The following is a 22,231-nucleotide window of genomic DNA, read 5'->3' on the forward strand; positions in this document are numbered from 1 at the left end:
CTCTACGCTCGCAGCAACCGGGGACGAACGTCGTCGCCCCGACGAGTCCCCGGAGGAACCGATGGCCTCGACACGACTCGCGCTGGTCGCTCTCGGAGCCGCGGCGGTTCTGCTGGTCGGCGCGTGCGGCGGGAGCTCCTCGCCATCGGACACCTCCTCGACGAGTGGCACGGCCGTCGCCGGCGGTGCGCCCGCGGAGCCCGTTGTCACACCGGTGGTCGGATCGGTGATGTTCGCCCCGACGCCGTTCGACGGTTCCGACGGCAAGACCCACCTCGTCTACGAGATCTCGCTGACCAACTACATGCGCACACCCGTCGCGATCGCCGGCGTGGAGGTGCTCGATGCCGACACCGACGACCCGCCGCTTCTCGCACTCGACGGGAACGGGGTCCGCAACCGGCTCAAGCCGACCGGCACCCCGTCGGTGCCGCCGGCTCCCGCCGCACCGGAGGGGTTCTCGGAGGTGTTGGCGTCGGGACAGAACGGCGTCCTGTTCCTCCACGTGATCCTGTCGGGTGATGCTCCTCGGCACCTGGTCCACAAGGTCTCGGTACGCGCCGACGGGGCACCTCCCGCCATGCGCGACGTCGACGAACGCATCGCGCCCGTCACCGTCTCCGATGCGGTCGTCCCGGTCCTCGGACCGCCGCTCGCCGGCGAGCGCTACATCGCCGCCGACGCCTGCTGCGACGCGGTCCGGCACACCCGGGCGATCCTTCCGTTGAACGGGTCACCGGTCCTCGCGCAGCGCTACGCGGTGGACTGGGAGCAGGCCGACGCCGACGGACGGATCTTCGTCGGTGAGGCGAAGGACCCCGCGAACTACCGGATCTTCGGCGACGACGTGCTCGCCGTCGCCGACGGGACCGTGGCCGCGAGTCGCAACGATCTGCCCGAACAGACGCCCGGGACGTATCCGGCGGGCCTGCCGATCGACGATGCCGACGGCAACAACCTCGTTCTCGACATCGGCGACGGCTTCTACGTGAACTATGCGCACATGCAACCGGGTTCGGTCCGCTTCGCGGCGGGCGACCGGGTGCGTCGCGGTGAGGTCATCGGCAAAGTCGGCAACACAGGGAACTCGGTGGCACCGCACCTGCACGTACACGTCATGAACGGGCCGGAGTTCCTCGGTTCGCAAGGTGTGCCCAGTGTGACCGAGGCTTTCACGATCACCGGGCAGGTGGCCGACACCGCGGCGTTCGACGCCTCGGAGGGGACGGGGGTACCGCTGCGTCTCACTCCCGGCGTGACCCAGAGCACACATGAGGACCAGATGATCCTCGATCAGAACATCGTCACGTTCCCCGCAGGCTGACAACGGTTTTCGACCCCGTCACACGCGACTCGGAGACCGACACGGGGTGCGTCCCGACTGGACAACGATGCCATCGTCCGTACGGTCGGACCCATGTCGATTCAGGACTCTGCCTTTGAATGGACGGAAACGAACCGCGAATGGCTGATCGAGAATCCCGTTCGAATCGTGGCCTATGTGGTCGTCGCGTTGATCGTCCGTTTCGTGATCCACCGTGCCATCGACCGCGCCACCCGGCCACGGACCCGTGACGGGGGCGACGGTCGCGGGTCGGCTCTGATGCGCGGCCTTCGCGCCAAGTCCGCATCCGCCGAACGGACGGCGACGATCGCGGCTCGGCGTGCCCAGCGCGCCGCGACGATCGGGTCGGTCCTGAAGTCGACCGTCTCGATCGTGCTGCTGGTGTGGGTCGTGCTCTCGGTGTTGAGCGTCCTCGGCGTCAACATCGCGCCGTTCATCGCCTCGGCGGGCATCGTGGGTCTCGCGGTCGGTTTCGGCGCGCAGAACCTGGTGCGCGACTTCGTGACCGGTGTGTTCATGCTGCTCGAGGACCAGTACGGGGTGGGCGACATCGTCGACCTCGGGGAAGCCGTGGGCGAGGTCGAGTCGGTGGGACTGCGGGTCACCACCCTTCGTGACATCGACGGCACCCTCTGGTACGTCCGCAACGGCGAGATCGCCCGCGTGGGCAACATGAGTCAGGAGTTCGCTGTCGCGCGGGTCGACGTCCCGGTCGCGCCGGGTGCCGACATCGACAAGGCGCAGCGGGTGGCCGACGAGGCCGCACGCGCGGCCGTCGCCGAGGACGCCACCGACATCCTGGGTCCGATCGAGATGCTCGGTGTCCAGGAGGTCTCCTCGGACCAGGTCGTCCTGCGCCTGACGGTGAAAACCAAGCCGAACGGTCAGTGGGCGGTGCAGCGGCGCCTGCGCCGCGCGATCCTGCGGGCCTTCGTCGAGAACTCGATCGACCTGCCGTACTCGCGGGCATGGGGATCCCTCGCCGACGCGATAGCGAACTGAGCAGGCGACGAAAGCGCCTGCCGCACAATGCAGAAGACCCCGGCCGTAGCCGGGGTCTTCTACGTTGATCGTGGTGTCCGAGGGGGGACTTGAACCCCCACGTCCGTTAATAGGACACTAGCACCTCAAGCTAGCGCGTCTGCCATTCCGCCACTCGGACCTGCTCGCCGCTCGCGCTTCTCCGCCGGTCTCCCGCCGATGGTCTCTCGACCCCGTCTCGCTGCAGCGGGATAACCCTAACCGAGGTTGCCCGCGTATCCCAAATCCCGTAGGAGTGAGGGGTGTCTTCACAGTCTGCGACCGACGAAGTCGTCGATCTGGTCAGCCAGCTGATCCGGTTCGACACCTCCAACACGGGTGAACCCGAGACCACCAGAGGCGAAGAGGATTGCGCCAAGTGGGTGGCCCAACAGCTCGAGGAGGTGGGGTACACCACCCAGTACGTCGAGTCGGGGCGCCCCGGCCGCGGGAACGTCTTCGCGCGGCTGGCCGGACCGCCGGACTCCGATCGAGGCGCCCTGCTCGTGCACGCCCACCTCGACGTCGTCCCGGCCGAGCCGGCCGACTGGAGCGTGCATCCGTTCTCCGGCGCGATCAAGGACGGCTACATCTGGGGTCGCGGCGCCGTCGACATGAAAGACATGGCCGGGATGGCCCTCGCGCTCGCCCGGCAGTTCAAGCGCGACGGCACGGTGCCGCCCCGGGAGATCGTCTTCGCGTTCCTCGCCGACGAGGAGGCCGGTGGCGCCTGGGGATCGCACTGGCTGGTCGAGAACCGGCCGGACCTGTTCGAGGGCATCACCGAGGCGGTCGGGGAGGTCGGGGGCTTCTCGCTCACCGTCGACCGGCCGGACGGGACACAGAAGCGCCTCTACCTCGTGGAGACCGCGGAGAAGGGTCTGGCCTGGATGCGCCTGACCGCCGAGGCGCGCGCCGGACACGGATCGTTCCTGCACGACGAGAACGCCGTCACCGAGGTCGCCGACGCGGTGGCACGTATCGGTCGCCACACCTTCCCGCTCGTGATGACCGAATCGGTCAGCCAGTTCCTTGCCGAGGTCAGCGCGGAGACCGGCCTGGACCTGAGTCCCGACGCGCCCGACCTCGAGACGTCGTTGTTCAAACTGGGCAATCTGGCACGGATCATCGGCGCGACGCTGCGCGACACCGCGAATCCCACGATGCTCAAGGCGGGTTACAAGGCCAACGTGATCCCGCAGAAGGCCGAGGCGGTCATCGACTGCCGCGTGCTCCCCGGGCGCCAGGCCGCCTTCGAGAAGGAGATCGACGAACTCATCGGGCCCAACGTGCGGCGCGAGTGGATCACCCATCTCGATTCGTACGAGACCACGTTCGACGGTGACCTCGTCGAGGCGATGAACGCCGCCATCCTCGAACACGATCCGCAGGGAAAGACGGTGCCGTACATGCTGTCCGGTGGCACCGACGCGAAGGCCTTCGCCAAGCTCGGCATCCGCTGCTTCGGCTTCGCGCCGCTCCAACTCCCTCCCGAGCTCGACTTCGCCGCGCTGTTCCACGGCGTGGACGAGCGTGTGCCCGTCGAGTCGGTTCTGTTCGGTACCAAGGTCTTCGAGCACTTTCTGCGGCATTGCTGACCACTCACATAGAGTGGCGGCAGGCGTCGAGGCGGATGAAAACCGCACCCGTCGCCGTGTTCTCCGACCGATCTGATGCGCGAAACGTGAGAAAGGTGACCACATGTCGTCCCCAGGAGCCCGAACTCCCGATCCGTACGCGGCGCTTCCGAGCCTGCCCGGCTTCACCCTGACCTCGGAAAGCCTCACCGACGGCGCCGGACTCGCCGACGGCCAGGTCAGCGGGATCATGGGCGCGGGTGGCGCGGACCTCTCCCCGCAGTTGAGTTGGTCCGGATTCCCCGCCGAGACCAAGAGTTTCGCCGTCACCGTCTACGACCCGGATGCACCGACGGCATCGGGATTCTGGCACTGGGCGGTCGCCGACATCCCCGCGTCGGTCACGAGTCTGTCCGAAGGGGCGGGCGACGAGGACGGTTCCGGCCTGCCCGACGGTGCGGTCACCCTCACCAACGACGCATCCCTGCGCCGCTACATCGGGGCCGCGCCGCCGCCCGGACACGGCCCGCACCGTTACTACGTCGTCGTGCACGCCGTGGACACCGAGTCACTCGGTCTCCCCGAGAACGCGACGCCGGCCTACCTGGGCTTCAACCTCTTCTCGCACGCGATCGCGCGGGCGACCCTGGTCGGCACCTACGAGCAGGCCGCCGAGAACGTCTGAGTCCCGCCGGGCCCGGGCTCAGCGGGCCGCGCAGCCGACCGCGTCGGTGATCGAGGCGAATCCGCCCTCGCGCACCCGCTGGGCCAGCCCGGCATGGAGTTCGTGCAGCCACACCGGCCCGCCGTAGATGAAGCCCGTGTACACCTGCAGCAGATCCGCCCCGGCGCAGATGCGTTCCCAGGCCTGGTCGGCGCTCTCGATCCCGCCGACGCTGACCAGCGCGATCCGCCCACCCACGCGGCCGTAGAGCCGACGCAGGACGGTCAACGAGCGATCGGCCACGGGCGGTCCGGACAACCCGCCCGCGCCGATCTCGCGGACGCGGTCCTGCGGGGTCCGCAGACCTTCCCGGCCGATCGTCGTGTTGGTGGCCACGATGCCGGCCAGACCGAGTTCCACGGCGAGATCGGCGACGGCATCGATGTCGTCGTCGACGAGGTCTGGTGCGATCTTGACCAGCACCGGCACCTCCACCTCCGCGAGTACCGCGGAGAGGATCGGCCGGAGCGAGTCGACGGCCTGCAGATCCCGCAGCCCCGGGGTGTTCGGCGAACTCACGTTGACGACGACGAAGTCCGACAGCGGGCCCAGCAGGCGGGCCGATCGCGTGTAATCGCCCACGGCCGCGTCGACCGGCACGACCTTCGTCTTACCGATGTTGGCGCCGATCGGCACCCGAACCGAGCCGCGGCGCAGCGCCGACAGATGCCGAGCGGCCACCTGTGCACCGGGGTTGTTGAATCCCATGCGGTTGATGAGCGCGCGGTCGGCGGGCAGCCGGAACAACCGTGGTTGCGGGTTACCGGGTTGTCCCTCTCCGGTGATCGTGCCGACCTCGGCGAACCCGAATCCGATCTGCCCCCACGTGTCGACCGCACCCGCCGTCTTGTCGAAGCCCGCGGCGAGCCCGATGGGGGCGGGGAAGTCGACGCCGAACACCTGGGAGCGCAACACCGGATCATGCTGTGCGAGAAGTCGTGCCGACACGAAGGATAGCGGTGCGAACCGTCCGATCGCGCGCAGGCCCGTGAAGACGATGTGATGGATGCGTTCCGGCGGCACCCGGAACATGACGGTGAGCAGCAGGGGGTACAACCACCGGTTGAGTGCGACGAGCACGGCGGTGGAGCGTCGAGCGGTCAACATGCGCGGGCGCTCCGGGGGTCGTGTCCGGTCGGATCGGTGGACTCGTGATCCTCGGGTCCGCGGCTGCCCCGCGGCGGGCGGCGACGCTTGAGCAGTACCTTGCGGGTCCCGTCGGAATAGAGGCGCACCCGGGACAGCTCCCATCCGCCGAACTCGGCTTCGAGTGCCAGCCGCATCGAGGCGGTCACCCGGGTCACTTCCGGGGGCAGACGCAGCAGAATGCATTCGACATCCTCGGAGGTCACCTCCCACCCGGTGGGATACCGCGAACCGAGGCGCGCCGCGGTGCGCGCGCGATGGGCTTGGAGTCGTCGATCAGTGCTCATCCGACCTGCTCACCGACCCGGTCCGACGGGTGTGGCGCCGGGCGACGTTCCGGGAGCGGGAACCACCTGCAGTGCGCCCTCGCGCGCGGAGAGGACATAGACCGCGCCCGCGGAGTCGACCGCGATCCGGTCGGGCTGGGCGACGGAGTCGAACCGTTGCTTCTCCGTGGGTTCACCGTCGGCCAGGTCATATGCCACCACCTCGTTGTTGCCGGTCGTCGACACCCAGAGCAGGTCGCGGGTGTCGTCGTAGTCTACGGCGTACGGGCCGTCGGCCACGGGGTAGCGGAAGCGCATCACCAGCGGTGATCCGAAGAACCCGAGGATCTCTCCGTCGCGCGTGTTGGCGACGAGAACCCGTCCGAACCGATCGACCGTCGAGTTGGTGGCGCCGTTGCCCGCGCGCAGCGCGGGGCCCAGCTCGCCCGAACGCGGATCGACCGGGGTCACCGACGACTGCGCCCGGTCGAGGACCACGACCTGACCGTCCAGCCCGTCCGCCGATGCCGGCGCGGCGGTGAGCGCGTCCACCCGCACGAAGGAATCGATGTCGTGGTCCTTCTGTAAATCCTTGTCGTACACCAGGACCCGTCCGTCGGCGGTGCCGACGACCACATCGCCCGTCGAGGCCTCGACCACCGCGGTCGGGCTCTCGGCGTCGAGATCGACGGTGCGTACCGACCCACCGGCGTCGACGACGACGAGCGAACCGGGGCCCACACCGAGGTAGCCACCGTCGGTACCGGCCGCGAGCGCGGTGACCTCAGGGATGTCGATCGCCGTCGGCGGGGTGGTCATGGCCCCGATGTCGTACCGCAGCAATTGCCGACCGTCGGGGGAGACCACTCCGACGGTGTCGCCCGACGCGGCGAGGGCCCTGGCGCCCGCCGGGGCGGGGACGGTCGAGCCCGCGGGGGCCGCCGCCGGGCTCGCCGGGGCCTGCGCCGCGGTGGCCGGTGCGACGGTCGGGACATCCGGTGAATCCTCGTCGGACGAACCGCATGCGGTGATCAGGCCGACGCCCGCCACGAGCGCGACGGCAGCCGCGACAGGTCTCGCTGCCCGCGGTCGGTGCGCTCGTTCTCCGGGCGACCCAGGGCCCGTTCCCGGGGACTGCTGACGGGGACGGCGTCGTCGCGGCACATGCATGTCCCCATCTTGCGTGAACGGCGGCACGGAACGGACAGCCGGGTCGGGACGTGTCGCCGAGTCGAGCCCCGGCGCCCGGTCCCGCGTAGCATCGGGCGCCGTGACCGACACCATGACGTGGACCCAGTCGATCGTCCTCGGAGCGATCCAGGGGCTCACCGAGTTCCTGCCGATCTCGTCGTCCGGGCATCTGCGGATCGCCTCCGAACTCATGTTCGGGGAGGATGCCGGTGCCTCGTTCACCGCCGTCACCCAACTCGGCACCGAGGCCGCGGTCCTCGTGTTCTTCGCCCGCGACATCGTCCGCATCATCACCGCGTGGTTCCGCGGGCTCCGCCATGCCGACGAACGCAACCTCGACTATCGGATCGGCTGGTATGTGATCTTCGCGACCATCCCGATCGGGCTGATCGGATACCTCTTCAAGGACGAGATCCGCACCACCGGGCGCAATCTCTGGCTCGTCGCGATCATGCTGATCGTCTTCGCGGGCGTCTTCTGGCTGGCCGAGCGGTACGGACAGAAGCAGCGCTCACTCGACCAGCTCACCCTGCGTGACGGCCTCATCATGGGTGGCGCACAGTGTCTCGCGCTCATTCCCGGCGTCTCGCGATCGGGCGCCACCGCGAGCGCAGGCCTGTTCCTGGGACTCGAGCGTGAGGCCGCCTTCCGGTTCTCGTTCCTGCTGGCCATCCCTGCCGTCACCGCTTCCGGGCTGTTCAGCCTGCCGGATGCGTTCAACCCGAGCGGAGAGGGCATGGAGGCGAGTGGATCCCAGTTGTTGGTGGCGACGCTCATCGCCTTCGTCGTCGGATATGCGGCCATCGCGTGGCTGCTCAAGTTCGTCAGCGACCACTCGATGAACTGGTTCGGTGCCTACCGGGTGATCCTCGGCATGACCGTGATCATCCTGCTCTCGACGGGAGTGATCTCGGCGACCTGACACCGGGGCACGCGGCCGGGTCGGGTCGCCGGGGCGGTCGCGCCGTGCGGGTCGTCGGGGCCGGTGCCTATGGTTGTGGGATGACCGTGATCCTTCTCCGGCACGGCCGTTCCACCGCGAACACCTCGGGTGTGCTCGCCGGTCGCAGCCCCGGAGTCCACCTCGACGACCGGGGTCGTACGCAGGCCGACGCCCTGGTCGCTCGCCTCGGGGACCACCTCGGTGAGATCAGGGCCGTTGCCCGGTCGCCACTCGACCGCTGTGCCGAGACCGTCGCGCCGCTGCTGGCCGCGCTCGGTGCCGGCGGCGAGGCGCCGCCCGAGATCGTCGTGGACGACCTCGTCGAGGTCGATTACGGCGGCTGGACCGGCCGCCCCATCCGCGAACTGCTCACCGAGCCGCTCTGGAAGGTGGTGCAGCAACAGCCCTCCGCCGCGGTGTTCCCCGACGGGGAGGGCCTGGCCGACGTCCAGGCGCGGGCGGTGCGCGCCATCCGTGAACTCGATCGCATCCACGGTGGACCGGACGGCTCCGGTGTCTGGATCGCGTGTTCGCACGGCGACGTCATCAAGTCGATCATCGCCGACGCGATGGGCTCCCACCTCGACTCGTTCCAGCGGATCGTCGTGGAGCCGGCATCGATCAGCGTGATCCGTTACGGCTCGTCGCGCCCGTACGTGCATGCGGTCAACACCACCGAGATCCTCTCGGTGCCCAAGCCGCCACCGCCGTCCGACGGTCACTCGTCCTCGGACGACGCGGTCGTCGGCGGGGACACCGGGGTCGATGCCAAGCATGACGGGGCCGACGCGAAGCACGACGGGGCCGCCACCATCCCGGCGGCATCGGGATAATGAACACGACGACGAAGGAGGTGTGATGTCTCGAGCCATCCACGTGTTCCGCAGCCCGGACCGATTCGTGGCGGGCACGATCGGGCAGCCCGGCGACCGCACGTTCTACCTCCAGGCGGTCCACGAGGCCCGCATCATCAGTGTGATGCTGGAGAAACAGCAGGTGCAGATCCTCGCCGACCGCATCGGCGCGCTGCTCGACGAGATCCACCGCCGCTTCGGCACCCCGATCCCGCCGGAGACCGACCGCGTCGGCGACCTGAGCCCGCTCGTCATGCCTGTCGACGCGGAGTTCCGGGTCGGCACGATGGGACTGGGCTGGGACGCCGAATCGGAGGCGGTCGTCGTGGAGCTGCTCGCGGTCACCGAGGGGGAGTTCGACGAGAGCGTGGTCCTCGACGACACCGACGAAGGCCCCGACGCCGTACGTGTGTTCCTGACCACGTCCGCGGCCCGGGAGTTCGCGGCGCGTTCCTCCAAGGTGATCTCGGCGGGACGTCAGCCGTGTCCGCTGTGCAGCGAACCGCTCGACCCCGAGGGGCACCTGTGCATCCGGACCAACGGCTACAAGCGGGACGCGCAGTTGAGCAAGTCGCTCGACTTCATCGACCCGGATGTCTTCAACAGCCTTGCGGCGCAGAATGATCCGGGCCTGGCCGTCGACGACGACGACTTCGGCGACGCCGGGGATCCGGACGACCCCGACGAGCCCGGTGACACCGGGCCCGCCGCCCGTGGCTGACGCGGGTCGCCGATGACGCCGGACGTCCCACGACCGGAGTCCGCGCCCGAACCCGGCCGGGACAGGTCGGATTCGGAGATCCTGTCCGACGCCGAGCTCACCATTCTCGGCCGCATCCCGTCGGCGAGCAACGCAACGCTCGTCTGCGATGCCGTGCTCGACGCGGACACGTCGCTGCGGTGCGTGTACAAACCCGTCCGCGGCGAGGTGCCGCTGTGGGATTTCCCCGACGGCACTCTCGCCGGACGCGAGGTGGCGTCGTTCCTGATCTCCGACGCACTCGGCTGGGACACGATCCCGGCGACGGTGCATCGCGACGGGCCCCTGGGGCCGGGGATGGTGCAGCGCTGGGTCGAGACACCCGACAACACCGACCATCCCGCACCCGAATCCGACGCGCGGATCGACCTCGTCGACCTCTGCCCGCCCGACGCGGTCCCGGTCGGCTTCCGCGCGGTGCTGCGGGCGTTCGACCCCTACGGCGAGCCCGTGGTGCTGGTGCACGCCGACGACCCGCGGTTGCAGCGCATGGCCGTGCTCGACGTGATCCTCAACAACGCCGACCGCAAGGGCGGTCACGTCCTCGAAGGCCTCGACGGCAACGTCTACGGCATCGACCACGGGATCTGCCTGCACGAAGAGGACAAGCTGCGCACGGTGCTGTGGGGGTGGGCCGGGGAGGCGGTGCCCGGACACCTCGTCGCCGAGATCGCCGAACTCGCCGAGCGCCTCGAGACCGACGCATCGGCCCTCCGCGAACAACTGGCACGACACATCACCTCCGACGAGATCGACGCGCTGACCATCCGCGCCATCGTCGTCGCCGAGTCGGCGACGATGCCGCACCCGCCGGGACACCGGCCCATACCCTGGCCCCCGTTCTGATCCGATGACCGTTCTGGTCGGATGACCCGGTCCGAGCCCGCGCCCGCGCCTCCAGGGCCGTGAACGGACCGGAGTCCGTGGGCAATACAGTGGACCCATGCAGTCGTGGCCCGATGTCGAAGTCCCCGAGGTACCGGGCAGTGGACCCGCCCTCCGTCTCTACGACACCGCCGACCGCGCGGTCCGGCCCGTGGCGCCCGGCGAGACGGCGACGATGTACGTCTGCGGGATCACCCCGTACGACGCCACCCACCTCGGCCATGCCGCGACCTACCTGACCTTCGACCAGGTCAATCGCGTGTTGCGCGACCAGGGCCACCAGGTGCACTACGTCCAGAACGTGACCGACGTCGACGACCCGCTGTTCGAACGCGCCGACCGCGACGGCGTGGACTGGCGCGATCTCGGCGCCCGCGAGACGCAGCTGTTCCGCGACGACATGTCGGCGTTGCGCGTCCTCCCGCCTCGGGACTACATCGGCGCCGTGGAATCGGTCAACGAGGTCGTGGAAGTCGTCGGCAAGCTGCTGGCCTCGGGTGCCGCCTACACCGTCGACGATCCCGAGTTCCCCGACGTGTACTTCCGGACCGACGCGACCGAGCAGTTCGGATACGAATCCGGTTACGACCGCGAGACGATGGCCGGTTTCTTCGCCGAGCGCGGGGGAGACCCCGACCGTCCCGGCAAGCGGGACCCGCTCGACGCGCTCCTCTGGCGTGCCCAGCGTCCCGGCGAGCCGTCCTGGGAGTCACCGTTCGGCCCGGGCAGGCCGGGCTGGCACATCGAGTGTTCGGCCATCGCACTGAACCGCCTCGGCGTCGAGTTCGACATCCAGGGCGGCGGCAACGACCTCATCTATCCCCACCACGAGTACTCGGCGGCCCACGGCGAGGCGCTCACCGGATCACGGCGGTTCGCGCGGCACTACGTGCACACCGGCATGGTCGGGCTCGACGGCGAGAAGATGTCGAAGAGTCGCGGCAATCTGGTGTTCGTCTCGGTCCTCCGCCGCGAGGGCGTGGACCCGGCTGCCATTCGACTCGCGCTGCTCGCCGACCACTATCGCGGCGATCGCATGTGGACCTCGGCGGTGCTCGACACCGCACTCGATCGGCTCGCGCGGTGGCGCTCGGCCTTCGCCGCGCCTGCCGGTCCCGACGCGGCGCCGGTCATCGCGCGGGTGCGCCAGCACCTGGCCGACGATCTCGACACCCCCAAAGCGCTTGCCGCAGTCGACGCTTGGTGCGCCGACGTCCGCAGCGGCATCGGCTCGTCGTCGTCGGCGCCGGGCGAGCTCGCCGCCGCGGTCGACGCTCTGCTGGGCATTCCGGCGTCCGCCGCGTCCTGAGAACCGCCGGACGCCACGCCGGGATGTCCGCCGGCGGGCGTCTGGGTAGAGTGCTGTCGTGGCGCGCGTGCAAGAGATCCGACCCGAGACCGATGCCGGAGTGTTCACCGTCGTCACCCGGACATCGACCTATCTGCTCGACTTCACCGAGATGACGCTGTTGCGTGCACCGGGAGTGGGCGGCACCGACGACGAGGACTGGACCGTCAGCCGGTTGCGGCGCGATTCCGAGGACATCCCGCTTCTCGGTGTGAAGTCCTGCCGTCTCGGTGAGTCCGCCCAGTTCTGGGTGCGGGCTGCCGACGATCCCGACGTCCGTACGTGGCGGATCACCACACCGGTGGTGTCCATCGAGCAGATCGGCTGACCGCCCACCTGCTCGCGGCCGCGCTCAGGCGCCGAACGGGCCCTGTCCCCGGCGTTTGAGGTACCGCTCGAACTCCGCGGCCAGTGCGTCCCCGTCGATCTTGGCCATGACCTCGTCCGGATCCACCTCGGCGTCGCCGCGTTCCTCGAGGCCGCGGACGTACTCCGCGATCTCCTCGTCGTCCTCGGTCATCTCGGTGACGGCGCGTTCCCACTCCTCGGCCTGCTCGGGGAGGGTGCCGAGCGGGACCTCGATGTCGAGCACCTCTTCGACCCGCGTCAGCAGGGCCACCGTCGCCTTCGGATTCGGCGGTGTCGAGACGTAGTGGGGGACGGCCGCCCAGAACGACACGGCGGGCAGCCCGGCCTGGACGAACAGATCCTGCAGGACGCCGGTGATACCGGTGGGTCCCTCGTAACGGCTCTCGGCGAGGTTGTACTTCGCGGCCGACTCACTGCTGTAGGCGGCGCCGGTCACCGGAACCGGGCGGGTGTGCGGCGTGTCGGCGAGGAGCGCGCCCAGCATCACCGTTGTCTCGACGTCCAATTCCTGGGCGAGCTCGACGATCTCCGCGCAGAACGCACGCCACCGCATGTTGGGTTCGATTCCCCGGACGAGCACGATGTCACGCTCGGCGCCCCGCGGGCTGCAGTAGGAGATCGACGTCGTCGGCCAATCGATCCGGCGCGTCACCCCGTCGATCTGGTTCACAGTGGGGCGATTGACCTGGAAGTCGTAGTATTCATCGGAGTCGATGTCGGCGAGCGGCCGGGCGTCCCATTCCAGCGCGAGATGTTCGACGGCGCTGCTGGCGGCGTCTCCCGCGTCGTTCCACCCCTCGAAGGCCGCGAGCAGAATGGGTCTGCGCAGCTGGGGAAGGTTCGACATCTGCTCAGCGTTCACCTAACCAGCCTACGACCGAACACGCAGAGAGGGCGAACTACGCTGTCAACCATGTCCCCTGAATCCTCCGGAACCGATCCGCGCGACTTCGACACGACATTCATGTCGGCGATGTCGCGGCGGGTGCTGATCGGCGACGGGGCGATGGGCACCATGCTGCAGGCCGCGGATCTGACGCTCGACGACTTCCGTGGCCTCGAGGGTTGCAACGAGATCCTCAACGACACCCGGCCCGACGTCCTCGAGGGCATCCACCGTGCGTACTTCGAAGCAGGCGCGGATGCGGTGGAGACCAACACGTTCGGCTGCAATCTACCCAATCTCGGCGATTACGACATCTCGGACCGTATTCGTGAGCTGTCGTTCAAGGGCACCTCGATCGCGCGCGGCGTCGCGGACGAGATGGGACCCTCGGCCGACGGCACCGCGCGTTTCGTGCTGGGGTCGATCGGGCCGGGCACCAAGCTGCCGAGCCTGGGCCACATCACCTACGCGGCGATCCGCGATGCCTACCTCGAATGCGTCATCGGCATGCTCGAGGGTGGCGCCGACGCCGTGCTGATCGAGACCGCTCAGGATCTGCTCCAGGTGAAGTCGGCGGTGGTGGCCGCCCGGCGCGCGATGGAACGCGTCGGCCGCCGGATCCCGATCATCACCCACGTCACGGTGGAGACCACGGGCACCATGCTCCTCGGGTCGGAGATCGGCGCCGCGCTGACCGCGTTGGAGCCGCTCGGGATCGACCTCATCGGCCTGAACTGCGCGACCGGGCCGGCCGAGATGAGCGAACACCTCCGGTACCTGTCCAAGCACGCGCGAATCCCGGTGTCGGTCATGCCGAATGCGGGTCTCCCGGTGCTGGGCGCGAACGGTGCCGAATATCCCCTGACGCCCGAAGAGCTGGCCCAGGCGATGACCCAATTCGTCGGCGAGTTCGGACTCGAGTTCGTCGGTGGGTGCTGCGGTACGACACCCGAGCACATCCGGCAGGTCGCCGCGGCGGTGGCCGAGGTCACGCCCGCGAAGCGTGCTCCGCAGCACGAGTCGGAGACGTCGTCGCTCTACTCGGCCGTGCCGTTCGACCAGGACGCCAGCTTCCTGGTGATCGGTGAGCGCACCAACACCAACGGGTCCAAGGCATTCCGTGAGGCGATGATCGCCGAGGACTACCAGAAGTGCCTCGACATCGCGAAGGACCAGACGCGCGACGGCGCGCACATGCTCGACCTCAACGTCGACTACGTGGGTCGCGACGGTGCCGCCGACATGACTGCGCTGGCCACCCGGTTCGCCACGTCGTCGACGCTGCCGATCATGCTCGACTCGACCGAACCGGAGGTCATCCGAGCCGGACTCGAAGCCCTCGGCGGCCGGTGTGCGGTGAACTCGGTGAACTACGAGGACGGCGACGGGCCCGAGTCGCGGTTCACCAGGATGATGGAACTCGTCGTCGAGCACGGTGCCGCGGTCGTCGCGCTCACCATCGACGAGGAGGGGCAGGCGCGTACCGCGGACTGGAAGGTGCAGGTCGCCGAACGGCTCATCGCCGACATCACCGGCAACTGGGGCCTGGCCGAGGAAGACATCATCATCGATGCGCTGACCTTCCCGATCTCCACGGGTCAGGAGGAGGTCCGTCGCGACGGCATCGAGACCATCGAGGCGATCCGCCGTCTGCACGAAGCGCACCCCGACGTGCACTTCACGCTGGGCATCTCCAACATCTCGTTCGGCCTCAATCCCGCTGCGCGGCAGGTCCTCAACTCCGTCTTCCTGCATGAGTGCGTGCAGGCCGGTCTCGACACCGCGATCGTGCACGCGTCGAAGATCCTGCCGATGGCCCGGATCCCCGAGGAGCAGCGCGAGGTCGCACTCGACCTGGTCTACGACCGGCGACGCGAGGGATACGACCCCCTGCAGAAGCTGATGGAGCTGTTCGAGGGTGTCTCGGCGGCCTCTGCACGCGAGTCGCGCGCACAGGAGCTGGCCAAGCTGCCGCTGTTCGAACGACTGGAACGGCGCATCGTCGACGGCGAACGCAACGGCCTGACCGACGACCTCGACGAGGCGATGACCCAGGTCCCGCCGCTGAAGATCATCAACGACACGCTGCTGTCGGGGATGAAGACCGTGGGTGAGCTCTTCGGGTCCGGTCAGATGCAGCTGCCGTTCGTGCTCCAGTCCGCCGAGGTGATGAAAACCGCGGTGGCACATCTGGAACCGCACATGGAGTCGACCGGAGAGGACGGCAAGGGCCGCATCGTGTTGGCGACCGTCAAGGGCGACGTCCACGACATCGGCAAGAACCTCGTCGACATCATCCTGTCCAACAACGGATACGAGGTCGTCAACATCGGCATCAAGCAGCCGATCGCGACGATCCTCGACGTCGCCGCCGACAAGCGTGCCGATGTCATCGGGATGTCCGGCCTGCTGGTCAAGTCGACGGTCGTGATGAAGGAGAACCTCGAGGAGATCAATTCGCGCGGTCTCGCCGAGGAGTACCCCGTCCTGCTCGGCGGTGCGGCGCTCACCCGGTCCTATGTCGAGAACGACCTCTCGGAGACCTACGAGGGCGACGTGCACTATGCGCGTGACGCTTTCGAGGGCCTGCGGTTGATGGACGACATCATGGCGACCAAGCGTGGCGGGGGACCGGATCCGGACAGCGACGAGGCGAAGGCCGCGGCGCAGAAGACCGCCGAGCGCAAGGCGCGTCACGAACGGTCCAAGCGCATCGCCGCCAAACGCAAGGCCGCCGAGGAGCCGGTGGAGGTGCCGGCACGGTCGGATGTGGCCGCCGACAACGAGATCCCGACCCCGCCCTTCTGGGGCTCGCGGATCGTCAAGGGCATCCCGATCGCCGACTACATGCAGCTCCTCGACGAGCGGGCGCTGTTCCTGGGACAGTGGGGCCTTCGCGGCGCGCGCGGCGGGGACGGGCCCTCGTATGAGGAACTGGTCGAGACCGAGGGCCGCCCACGCCTCCGGTACTGGATCGACCGGTTGTCGACGGAGAACATCCTCCAGCACGCCGCGGTCGTGTACGGCTACTACCCGGCGGTCAGCGACGGCGACACGGTTCATGTGCTGACCGAACCGGATCCGGATGCGCCGGTGCGTTTCAGCTTCGCGTTCCCGCGCCAGCAGCGTTCGCGGTTCCTGTGCATCGCGGACTTCATCCGGTCCCGCGATGACGCCAAGGCGGCCGGCAAGGTCGACGTGCTGCCGTTCCAGCTCGTCACGATGGGACAGCCCATCGCCGACTTCGCGAACAAGCTGTTCGCCGAGGACGCCTACCGCGACTACCTCGAGGTGCACGGCATCGGCGTGCAGCTGACCGAGGCCCTCGCCGAGTACTGGCATCAGCGCGTGCGCAGCGAACTCACCTTCGGTGACCGGGCGATGGACAGTGAGGATCCCGAGAGCGCGCAGGGGTTCTTCGACCTCGAATACCGTGGTGCGCGTTTCTCCTTCGGTTACGGCGCGTGCCCCGACCTCGAGGACCGGGCGAAGATGATCGAACTGCTCGAGCCCGGCCGGATCGGCGTCGAGCTGTCGGAAGAACTCCAGTTGCACCCGGAGCAGTCCACCGACGCGTTCGTCCTGCACCACCCGGAGGCCAAGTACTTCAACACGTGAGCGGGAGGCAGAGGCGATGACGGTGATCGGGCGATGACGGTGATCGAACGGACCGAAGGGCCGGTGCGGGTCATCGGCATCGACCGCCCGGATCGTCGCAATGCGGTCGACCGGGCCACGGCCGACGCGCTGGCCGACGCCTTTCGCCGGTTCGATGCCGACGAGTCGGTCGCCGTCGCGGTCCTGCACGGCGAGGGCGGGACATTCTGCGCCGGGGCCGATCTCAAGGCGATCGCCGACGGCGACCCGAATCGGGTCGACCCCGAGGGTGACGGTCCGATGGGCCCGTCACGGATGGAGCTGACCAAGCCGGTGATCGCGGCGATCTCCGGGTACGCGGTGGCGGGTGGACTCGAACTCGCATTGTGGGCCGACCTGCGCGTCGTCGACGACGACGCGGTCTTCGGGGTGTTCTGTCGTCGCTGGGGCGTACCGCTGATCGACGGGGGCACGGTCCGGCTGCCGCGGCTGATCGGGGAGAGTCGCGCGATGGACCTCGTGCTCACCGGCCGCGCGGTCGCCGCGGACGAGGCATTGGCCATCGGGCTCGCGAACAGGGTCGTGCCGTCGGGCACCTCGCTCGCGGCTGCGATCGCACTGGCCACCGAGATCGCGGCCTTCCCGCAGACGTGCATGAGGCAGGACCGCATGTCCGTCCGAGAGCAGCACGGGCAGGACACCGCGGCGGCCATCGCCAACGAACTGCGGCACGGCATGGTCTCGCTGACTGCCGACACCGTGGCCGGGGCAACGAGATTCGCCGACGGCGCCGGCCGGCACGGGGACGGGACGTCGCCGGGTTAGGCGTCCAGCACCTCGGTCAGTTGCGGCACGATCTGCTTCTTGCGCGACACGACACCCTTGCCGAACGCGTGACCGTCGACGACGGGAATCCCCAGTGCCTGCTCGACGGCGGTGGTCGGTTCACCCACCACGAGCAGGTCTGAGTCGCAGGCGATGACGTCGGTGATCAACAGGAGGTAGAGGTCGTAGCCCGCGGCGTCCTTCTCGGCGGTCATCGCGGCGAAGAACTCGTCACGGCGGTCGAGGACCTCGGCGGCGTCGACCGTGGTGAGTTGCGACACCCGGACCGTCTTCGGTCCCATGGCGAAGCTCTTGGAGTCCCGGCCGATGATCGTCGACGCCGGTTCGTCCCCGAGGGCGGTTCCCGCGCGAAGTAGTGCGTCGCCGTATTCGTCGACGTCGACGCCGGCTGTCGCGGCGAGTTCCGCGGCGGCTGCCCGGTCGGCATCGGTGCAGGTGGGGGAGTTGAAGAGCAGGGTGTCGGAGATGATCGCCGACAGCATGATGCCCGCCTCGGCGCGCGGGATGTCGACCCCGTTCTCGGCGTACATCCGGGTGAGAATCGTGCAGGTGCACCCGACGGGCTCGACGCGGACGTACAGCGGTGCCGCCGTCTCGAAGTTGGCTATCCGATGGTGGTCGATGACCTTCAGCACGGTGACGTCGGTGATGTCGGCAACGCTCTGCTGCCGTTCGTTGTGGTCGACGAGCATCACGTCCGACGGCGCGGCGGTCTCGATCACGCGGGGCGCGTCGAGACCGAAATGCTCGAGTGCGAAAGCTGTTTCGAGACTCGGGTGGCCCAGGGCGACGGCCTCCACGTCACTGCCCAGCGCGGCTTCGAGGGAGGCGAGGCCGATGGCGGCCCCGATGGCGTCGGTGTCGGGGTTGCGGTGTCCGAACACCAGGATCTTCGACATTGCGTCCTCGGCTTCCGGGTCGGCGGTGGTGGGCTGCACCCAGACTACGACGATGACGACCGGCCACGACGGGATCGCGCCGGGGTGGCCTACCCAGCGGCGTCGCGGCCCGGTGCGGGTTTCGGGGGACTCCGGAATGGATATGTTGTCCGATGGTCGTCGGCCGGTCTCGGTCGTTCCGCCGGAGCTACGCGAAGGAGCACAGATGTCGGATGTGAGTGATTTCTCGGAGACCTGCGCACGGGTGGCAGATGCCGCCATGGAGGCGGGTGTGCGCATCGCGGTCGCGGAATCACTGACCGGTGGCAACCTGGCGACCGAACTGAGCAAGGCCCCGAATGCAGGCACCTGGTTCCGGGGTGGTGTGGTGGCCTACCACAAGGACGTCAAGTTCAGCCTGCTCGATGTCCCGGAAGGGCCGGTGGTCAGCGAGACGGCCGCGCGGGCCATGGTGGCGTCCACCGCACGCCTCTTCGACGCCGACCTCGTCGTCGCCGTGACGGGCGAGGCGGGGCCCGAACCCGACGAAGCCGCACCGGGCACCGTGTGGTTCGGACTCGACCACCGTGGGCGCGTGAGCGCCTCCCGGGAGGTGTTCGACGGCGAGCCCGAGGAAGTCCTCGCCAAGACGATCGGTCACGCGCTGGAGTTGATCGAGTCCTGCCTGACGTCCTGACCCCGTCGAGGGCGCCGAGGTGCCATCCGAACGGCGGTTGGGATGATGGACGGGTGACCGATACCGCCCAGCAGTCTCATCCCGACTCCGGCGCGCCCGCAACGGGTGTTCCGCTGCCCGCCGCCGTCCTCTGGGACATGGACGGCACGCTGCTCGACTCCGAACCCATCTGGGACGTCGCGATGGCCGAGTTGGCCCGGCGGCACGGTGTCGTCATGACGCCGGAACTGCGGGAATCCACCTTGGGGAACTCGCTTCCCGATGCGCTGGCGAAGGTGCACGACGCGGCCGGCGTACCACCACGCGAACGCGATCCCGACGCCGACGGACGGTGGACGCTGGACCGGGTGACCGAGTTGTTCGCCGAGGATCTGCCGTGGCGTCCGGGCGCGCGCGATGCGCTCGACCTGGTGGCCTCGGCCGGGATTCCCATGGTGCTGGTCACCAACACGGTCCGCGAGCTCACCGAGGTGGCCTTGACCACCATCGGCCGGGAACGGTTCGTCGCGACCGTCTGCGGGGACGAGGTCGCCGTGGGCAAGCCCGCCCCCGATCCGTACCTGCGGGCCGCCGAACTGCTCGGGGTCCCGACCGCGCAGTGTCTGGCGGTGGAGGACTCACCGACCGGTGCTGCGGCTGCCACGGCCGCCGGATGTCCGACCCTGGTCGTCGCATCGGCGGCGCCGGTCGAACCCGGTCGCCTGCGAGTCTTCCGCGACTCTCTCGCCGGCCTGCGTCTCGACGATGTCGCCGACGCGTGGACCGGCGGTCTGGCGCATATCTCCACATGCCAAAATGAGGAATCGTGAAGACATTCGAGGAGCTGTTCGCCGAACTCAGCGAGAAGGCGCAGAACCGACCCGAGGGGTCGGGCACCGTCGCTGCCCTCGACTCGGGTGTGCACACCCTGGGCAAGAAGATCATCGAAGAGGCGGGCGAGGTGTGGCTCGCCGCCGAGCACGAGTCCGACGAGTCGCTCGGCGAGGAGATCTCGCAACTCGTCTACTGGCTGCAGGTCATGATGATCAAGCGGGGCCTGTCACTGGAGGACGTCTACCGACATCTGTGACCTCCTCGACCCGGTCCAGACGTTCCCCACGACTCCGGCGCCCGCGGCGCACCCCCACGTAAAGGACATCGAAATGTTGCGAGTTGCCGTACCCAACAAGGGTGCGCTCTCCGAATCCGCGTCGGCCATCCTCTCCGAGGCCGGCTACCGCAAACGCACCGACGCCAAGGACCTCACCGTCCTCGACAACGGCAATGACGTCGAGTTCTTCTTCCTGCGTCCCAAGGACATCGCGATCTACGTCGCGTCCGGTCGACTCGACCTGGGCATCACCGGCCGGGATCTGGCGCGGGACTCCGGCGCCGAGGTCGCCGAACAACTGGCAATGGGCTTCGGGTCGTCGACCTTCCGCTATGCGGCGCCCGCAGGCCAGGAGTGGACGGTCGCCGACCTCGCCGACAAGCGTGTCGCGACCTCGTATCCGAATCTCGTGCGCGCCGACCTGGCCGAGCACGGCATCACCGCCGACATCATCCGCCTTGACGGCGCGGTCGAGATCTCGATCCAGCTCGGTGTCGCGGATGCGATCGCCGACGTCGTCGGCTCCGGTCGCACGCTGCGGCAGCACGGGCTCGTCGCGTTCGGCGAGTCACTGTGTGACTCGGAGGCGGTTCTGATCTCGCGCCGCGACGCCGACCTCACCAAGGCCGAACGGCAGTTCGTCGCCCGCGTTCAGGGCGTCGTGTTCGGGCAGCAGTACGTCATGATCGATTACGACTGCCCGCGTACGCTTCTCGAGAAGGCGTCAGCCCTGACGCCGGGTCTCGAGTCGCCGACCGTGGCGCCGATGGCCGACCCCGACTGGGTCGCCGTCCGGGCCATGGTTCCGCGCAAGGGTCACCAGAATCTCATGGATGAGCTGTCGGAACTGGGCGCCAAGGCGATCCTGGCCACCGACATCCGGTCCTGCCGGTTCTAGCCGCCCACCGCGCTGAGCATCACCGTCTGGGCCGACCGGCCGATGTGGCCCGAGACGTCATAGAGATCGGCGAACGTGGCCCCGAAACCATCGGGCCCGGCGAGCATGTGCGCGTCGATCCCGACCCACGGTCCGCTCGGCACGCGGGTCAGGTGGACGGTGGTGTCGGTGTTCATCCAGGTCCAGCGGTTCGGGCGCAGACGGGTACCGAGCCCGTTGGCGACGTCGATCACGGTGAACATCGCCTCGAGATCTTCGGTCTTCTCGCCGCCGACGAGCGGGATCGCCGGCCGAAGCCAGACTGCGGGCGTCGTTCCGTTCTGGCCCTCGACCCGGATCGACTCGATGGTGCCGATGAAGCCGAGCGTGCCCCAGTCGACGGCCTCGCCGCTGTCGTCGGGGAAGCCGATCACCGACTGCGACTCGTCGGGCGGGGTCAGGGGCGTGGGTCCGTTCGCGATCTCCGAGGTGTCCGCGCCGCGCAGGCGCCACCCCACTGATCGCGCCGCGGCGCGGAACGACCCGTCGGGCTGCTGTACCTCGAGTTCGGTCTCGACGAGACTGATCTGCCGTCCCGGGCGGATCACACGGGCACGAATCCGGTTGACACCCAACCCGACCGGGCCCAGGATCTCGGTGGTCACCCGCGTGAAGTGCTGTGCGGGATCCGGTGCGCATCGGAGCAGCGAACGCATCATGAGGGCCGACGGCGGCCCGCCGTGCTGCATCGTCGGTGACCAGACACTGAGCGTCGCCTCGGTCGGACGGAAGTACTCATAGTCGAGGTCCGATCCCGTAGGGGCGTCGATGGGTTCGTAGTACCAGCTCTCCACGCGAACAACTCTATGTCTCTCGACATAGCGGGCGGGAACGGGGCCCGAGGGTCGGGGTCAGGCGGTGAAACCAGGGGG

Annotated in this window: 22 protein-coding genes and 1 tRNA gene; 16 read left to right on the forward strand and 7 right to left on the reverse strand. The window is 68.7% G+C overall.

What is annotated here, in order from left to right; genetic code table 11:
* Nucleotides 1–61 precede the first annotated feature (61 nt).
* Together MAY35_RS16470 and MAY35_RS16475 are read left to right on the forward strand one after the other, a co-directional pair.
* Nucleotides 62–1,324: a M23 family metallopeptidase gene (locus tag MAY35_RS16470; protein ID WP_238422381.1), complete on the forward strand. Its 1,263-nt coding sequence runs from the start codon at nt 62–64 to the stop codon at nt 1,322–1,324.
* A 93-nt stretch (nt 1,325–1,417) separates the two neighbouring features.
* Complete coding sequence (locus MAY35_RS16475) at nt 1,418–2,347, forward strand: mechanosensitive ion channel family protein (protein WP_238422382.1); 930 nt, start codon at nt 1,418–1,420, stop codon at nt 2,345–2,347.
* Nucleotides 2,348–2,418: 71 nt separating this feature from the next.
* On the opposite strand, the gene MAY35_RS16480 is transcribed toward MAY35_RS16475, so the two are convergent.
* Nucleotides 2,419–2,507 (reverse strand) — tRNA-Leu (locus MAY35_RS16480).
* Between the two features lie 121 nt (nt 2,508–2,628).
* Here MAY35_RS16480 and MAY35_RS16485 point away from each other — a divergent pair.
* Nucleotides 2,629–3,963, forward strand: a complete 1,335-nt coding sequence (locus MAY35_RS16485) for a M20/M25/M40 family metallo-hydrolase (RefSeq protein WP_238422383.1) — start codon at nt 2,629–2,631, stop codon at nt 3,961–3,963.
* A gap of 103 nt (nt 3,964–4,066) precedes the next feature.
* Entirely contained in the window at nt 4,067–4,627 is a 561-nt protein-coding gene (locus tag MAY35_RS16490) for a YbhB/YbcL family Raf kinase inhibitor-like protein (protein ID WP_238422384.1), read from the forward strand.
* 18 nt (nt 4,628–4,645) lie between these two features.
* On the opposite strand, the gene MAY35_RS16495 is transcribed toward MAY35_RS16490, so the two are convergent.
* The 3 genes from MAY35_RS16495 to MAY35_RS16505 are packed head-to-tail and all read right to left on the reverse strand — an operon-like array spanning nt 4,646 to nt 7,128.
* On the reverse strand, nt 4,646–5,773 hold the full coding sequence (locus MAY35_RS16495) for a quinone-dependent dihydroorotate dehydrogenase (RefSeq protein ID WP_238422385.1): 1,128 nt from the start codon (nt 5,771–5,773) through the stop codon (nt 4,646–4,648).
* Complete coding sequence (locus tag MAY35_RS16500) at nt 5,767–6,099, reverse strand: DUF5703 family protein (protein ID WP_238422386.1); 333 nt, start codon at nt 6,097–6,099, stop codon at nt 5,767–5,769. Before MAY35_RS16500 ends, MAY35_RS16495 begins: the two co-directional genes overlap by 7 nt.
* 9 nt (nt 6,100–6,108) lie before the next feature.
* A complete protein-coding gene (locus MAY35_RS16505; RefSeq protein WP_238422387.1) occupies nt 6,109–7,128 on the reverse strand; it encodes a hypothetical protein in 1,020 nt (339 codons plus the stop codon).
* A 220-nt stretch (nt 7,129–7,348) separates the two neighbouring features.
* On the opposite strand from MAY35_RS16505, the gene MAY35_RS16510 reads away from it, so the two are divergent.
* The 6 genes from MAY35_RS16510 to MAY35_RS16535 all read left to right on the forward strand — a co-directional run bounded on the left by MAY35_RS16510 (nt 7,349) and on the right by MAY35_RS16535 (nt 12,387).
* Nucleotides 7,349–8,191 carry an undecaprenyl-diphosphate phosphatase gene (locus MAY35_RS16510; protein WP_238422388.1) on the forward strand — a complete coding sequence of 281 codons (843 nt, stop codon included), beginning with the start codon at nt 7,349–7,351 and terminating at the stop codon, nt 8,189–8,191.
* Nucleotides 8,192–8,271: 80 nt separating this feature from the next.
* Nucleotides 8,272–9,045 carry an MSMEG_4193 family putative phosphomutase gene (locus tag MAY35_RS16515; RefSeq protein WP_238422389.1) on the forward strand — a complete coding sequence of 258 codons (774 nt, stop codon included), beginning with the start codon at nt 8,272–8,274 and terminating at the stop codon, nt 9,043–9,045.
* Between the two features lie 25 nt (nt 9,046–9,070).
* The gene (locus MAY35_RS16520; protein WP_238422390.1) at nt 9,071–9,787 is read left to right on the forward strand and encodes a DUF3090 domain-containing protein; all 717 of its coding nucleotides are present in this window, start codon (nt 9,071–9,073) and stop codon (nt 9,785–9,787) included.
* Between the two features lie 12 nt (nt 9,788–9,799).
* Nucleotides 9,800–10,672 carry an SCO1664 family protein gene (locus MAY35_RS16525; protein ID WP_238422391.1) on the forward strand — a complete coding sequence of 291 codons (873 nt, stop codon included), beginning with the start codon at nt 9,800–9,802 and terminating at the stop codon, nt 10,670–10,672.
* Between the two features lie 97 nt (nt 10,673–10,769).
* Nucleotides 10,770–12,020, forward strand: coding sequence for a cysteine--1-D-myo-inosityl 2-amino-2-deoxy-alpha-D-glucopyranoside ligase (gene mshC / locus MAY35_RS16530; protein ID WP_238422392.1), 1,251 nt, complete (start codon nt 10,770–10,772; stop codon nt 12,018–12,020).
* A gap of 58 nt (nt 12,021–12,078) precedes the next feature.
* On the forward strand, nt 12,079–12,387 hold the full coding sequence (locus MAY35_RS16535) for a hypothetical protein (RefSeq protein WP_238422393.1): 309 nt from the start codon (nt 12,079–12,081) through the stop codon (nt 12,385–12,387).
* A gap of 24 nt (nt 12,388–12,411) precedes the next feature.
* Here MAY35_RS16535 and MAY35_RS16540 read toward each other — a convergent pair whose 3' ends face one another.
* On the reverse strand, nt 12,412–13,290 hold the full coding sequence (locus MAY35_RS16540) for a PAC2 family protein (RefSeq protein WP_238422394.1): 879 nt from the start codon (nt 13,288–13,290) through the stop codon (nt 12,412–12,414).
* 51 nt (nt 13,291–13,341) lie between these two features.
* Between MAY35_RS16540 and metH the strand changes: the two genes are divergently transcribed.
* Nucleotides 13,342–16,932 (forward strand): methionine synthase, encoded by a 3,591-nt coding sequence (gene metH, locus MAY35_RS16545; RefSeq protein ID WP_238422395.1) that lies wholly within the window; start codon nt 13,342–13,344, stop codon nt 16,930–16,932.
* Between the two features lie 33 nt (nt 16,933–16,965).
* Nucleotides 16,966–17,736, forward strand: a complete 771-nt coding sequence (locus tag MAY35_RS16550) for a crotonase/enoyl-CoA hydratase family protein (protein ID WP_238422396.1) — start codon at nt 16,966–16,968, stop codon at nt 17,734–17,736.
* Here the strand turns inward: MAY35_RS16550 and MAY35_RS16555 are convergent.
* A complete protein-coding gene (locus tag MAY35_RS16555) occupies nt 17,733–18,656 on the reverse strand; it encodes a manganese-dependent inorganic pyrophosphatase (RefSeq protein ID WP_238422410.1) in 924 nt (307 codons plus the stop codon). The two genes, MAY35_RS16550 and MAY35_RS16555, sit on opposite strands and share 4 nt — an antisense overlap.
* A 205-nt stretch (nt 18,657–18,861) precedes the next feature.
* Between MAY35_RS16555 and MAY35_RS16560 the strand changes: the two genes are divergently transcribed.
* The 4 genes from MAY35_RS16560 (at nt 18,862) to hisG (ending at nt 21,320) form a co-directional block, all read left to right on the forward strand.
* A complete protein-coding gene (locus MAY35_RS16560; RefSeq protein WP_238422397.1) occupies nt 18,862–19,332 on the forward strand; it encodes a CinA family protein in 471 nt (156 codons plus the stop codon).
* Nucleotides 19,333–19,385: 53 nt separating this feature from the next.
* Entirely contained in the window at nt 19,386–20,141 is a 756-nt protein-coding gene (locus MAY35_RS16565) for an HAD family hydrolase (RefSeq protein WP_374237972.1), read from the forward strand.
* A complete protein-coding gene (locus MAY35_RS16570) occupies nt 20,138–20,401 on the forward strand; it encodes a phosphoribosyl-ATP diphosphatase (protein WP_238422398.1) in 264 nt (87 codons plus the stop codon). The genes MAY35_RS16565 and MAY35_RS16570 overlap by 4 nt, the downstream gene beginning before the upstream one ends.
* 73 nt (nt 20,402–20,474) lie before the next feature.
* Complete coding sequence (gene hisG / locus MAY35_RS16575; RefSeq protein WP_238422399.1) at nt 20,475–21,320, forward strand: ATP phosphoribosyltransferase; 846 nt, start codon at nt 20,475–20,477, stop codon at nt 21,318–21,320.
* Here hisG and MAY35_RS16580 read toward each other — a convergent pair.
* Nucleotides 21,317–22,153, reverse strand: coding sequence for a thioesterase family protein (locus tag MAY35_RS16580; RefSeq protein WP_238422400.1), 837 nt, complete (start codon nt 22,151–22,153; stop codon nt 21,317–21,319). The genes hisG and MAY35_RS16580 overlap by 4 nt on opposite strands.
* Nucleotides 22,154–22,231: the final 78 nt, after the last annotated feature.

It is taken from the genome of Gordonia sp. 'Campus' (assembly GCF_022206305.1).
Lineage (GTDB): Bacteria > Actinomycetota > Actinomycetes > Mycobacteriales > Mycobacteriaceae > Gordonia.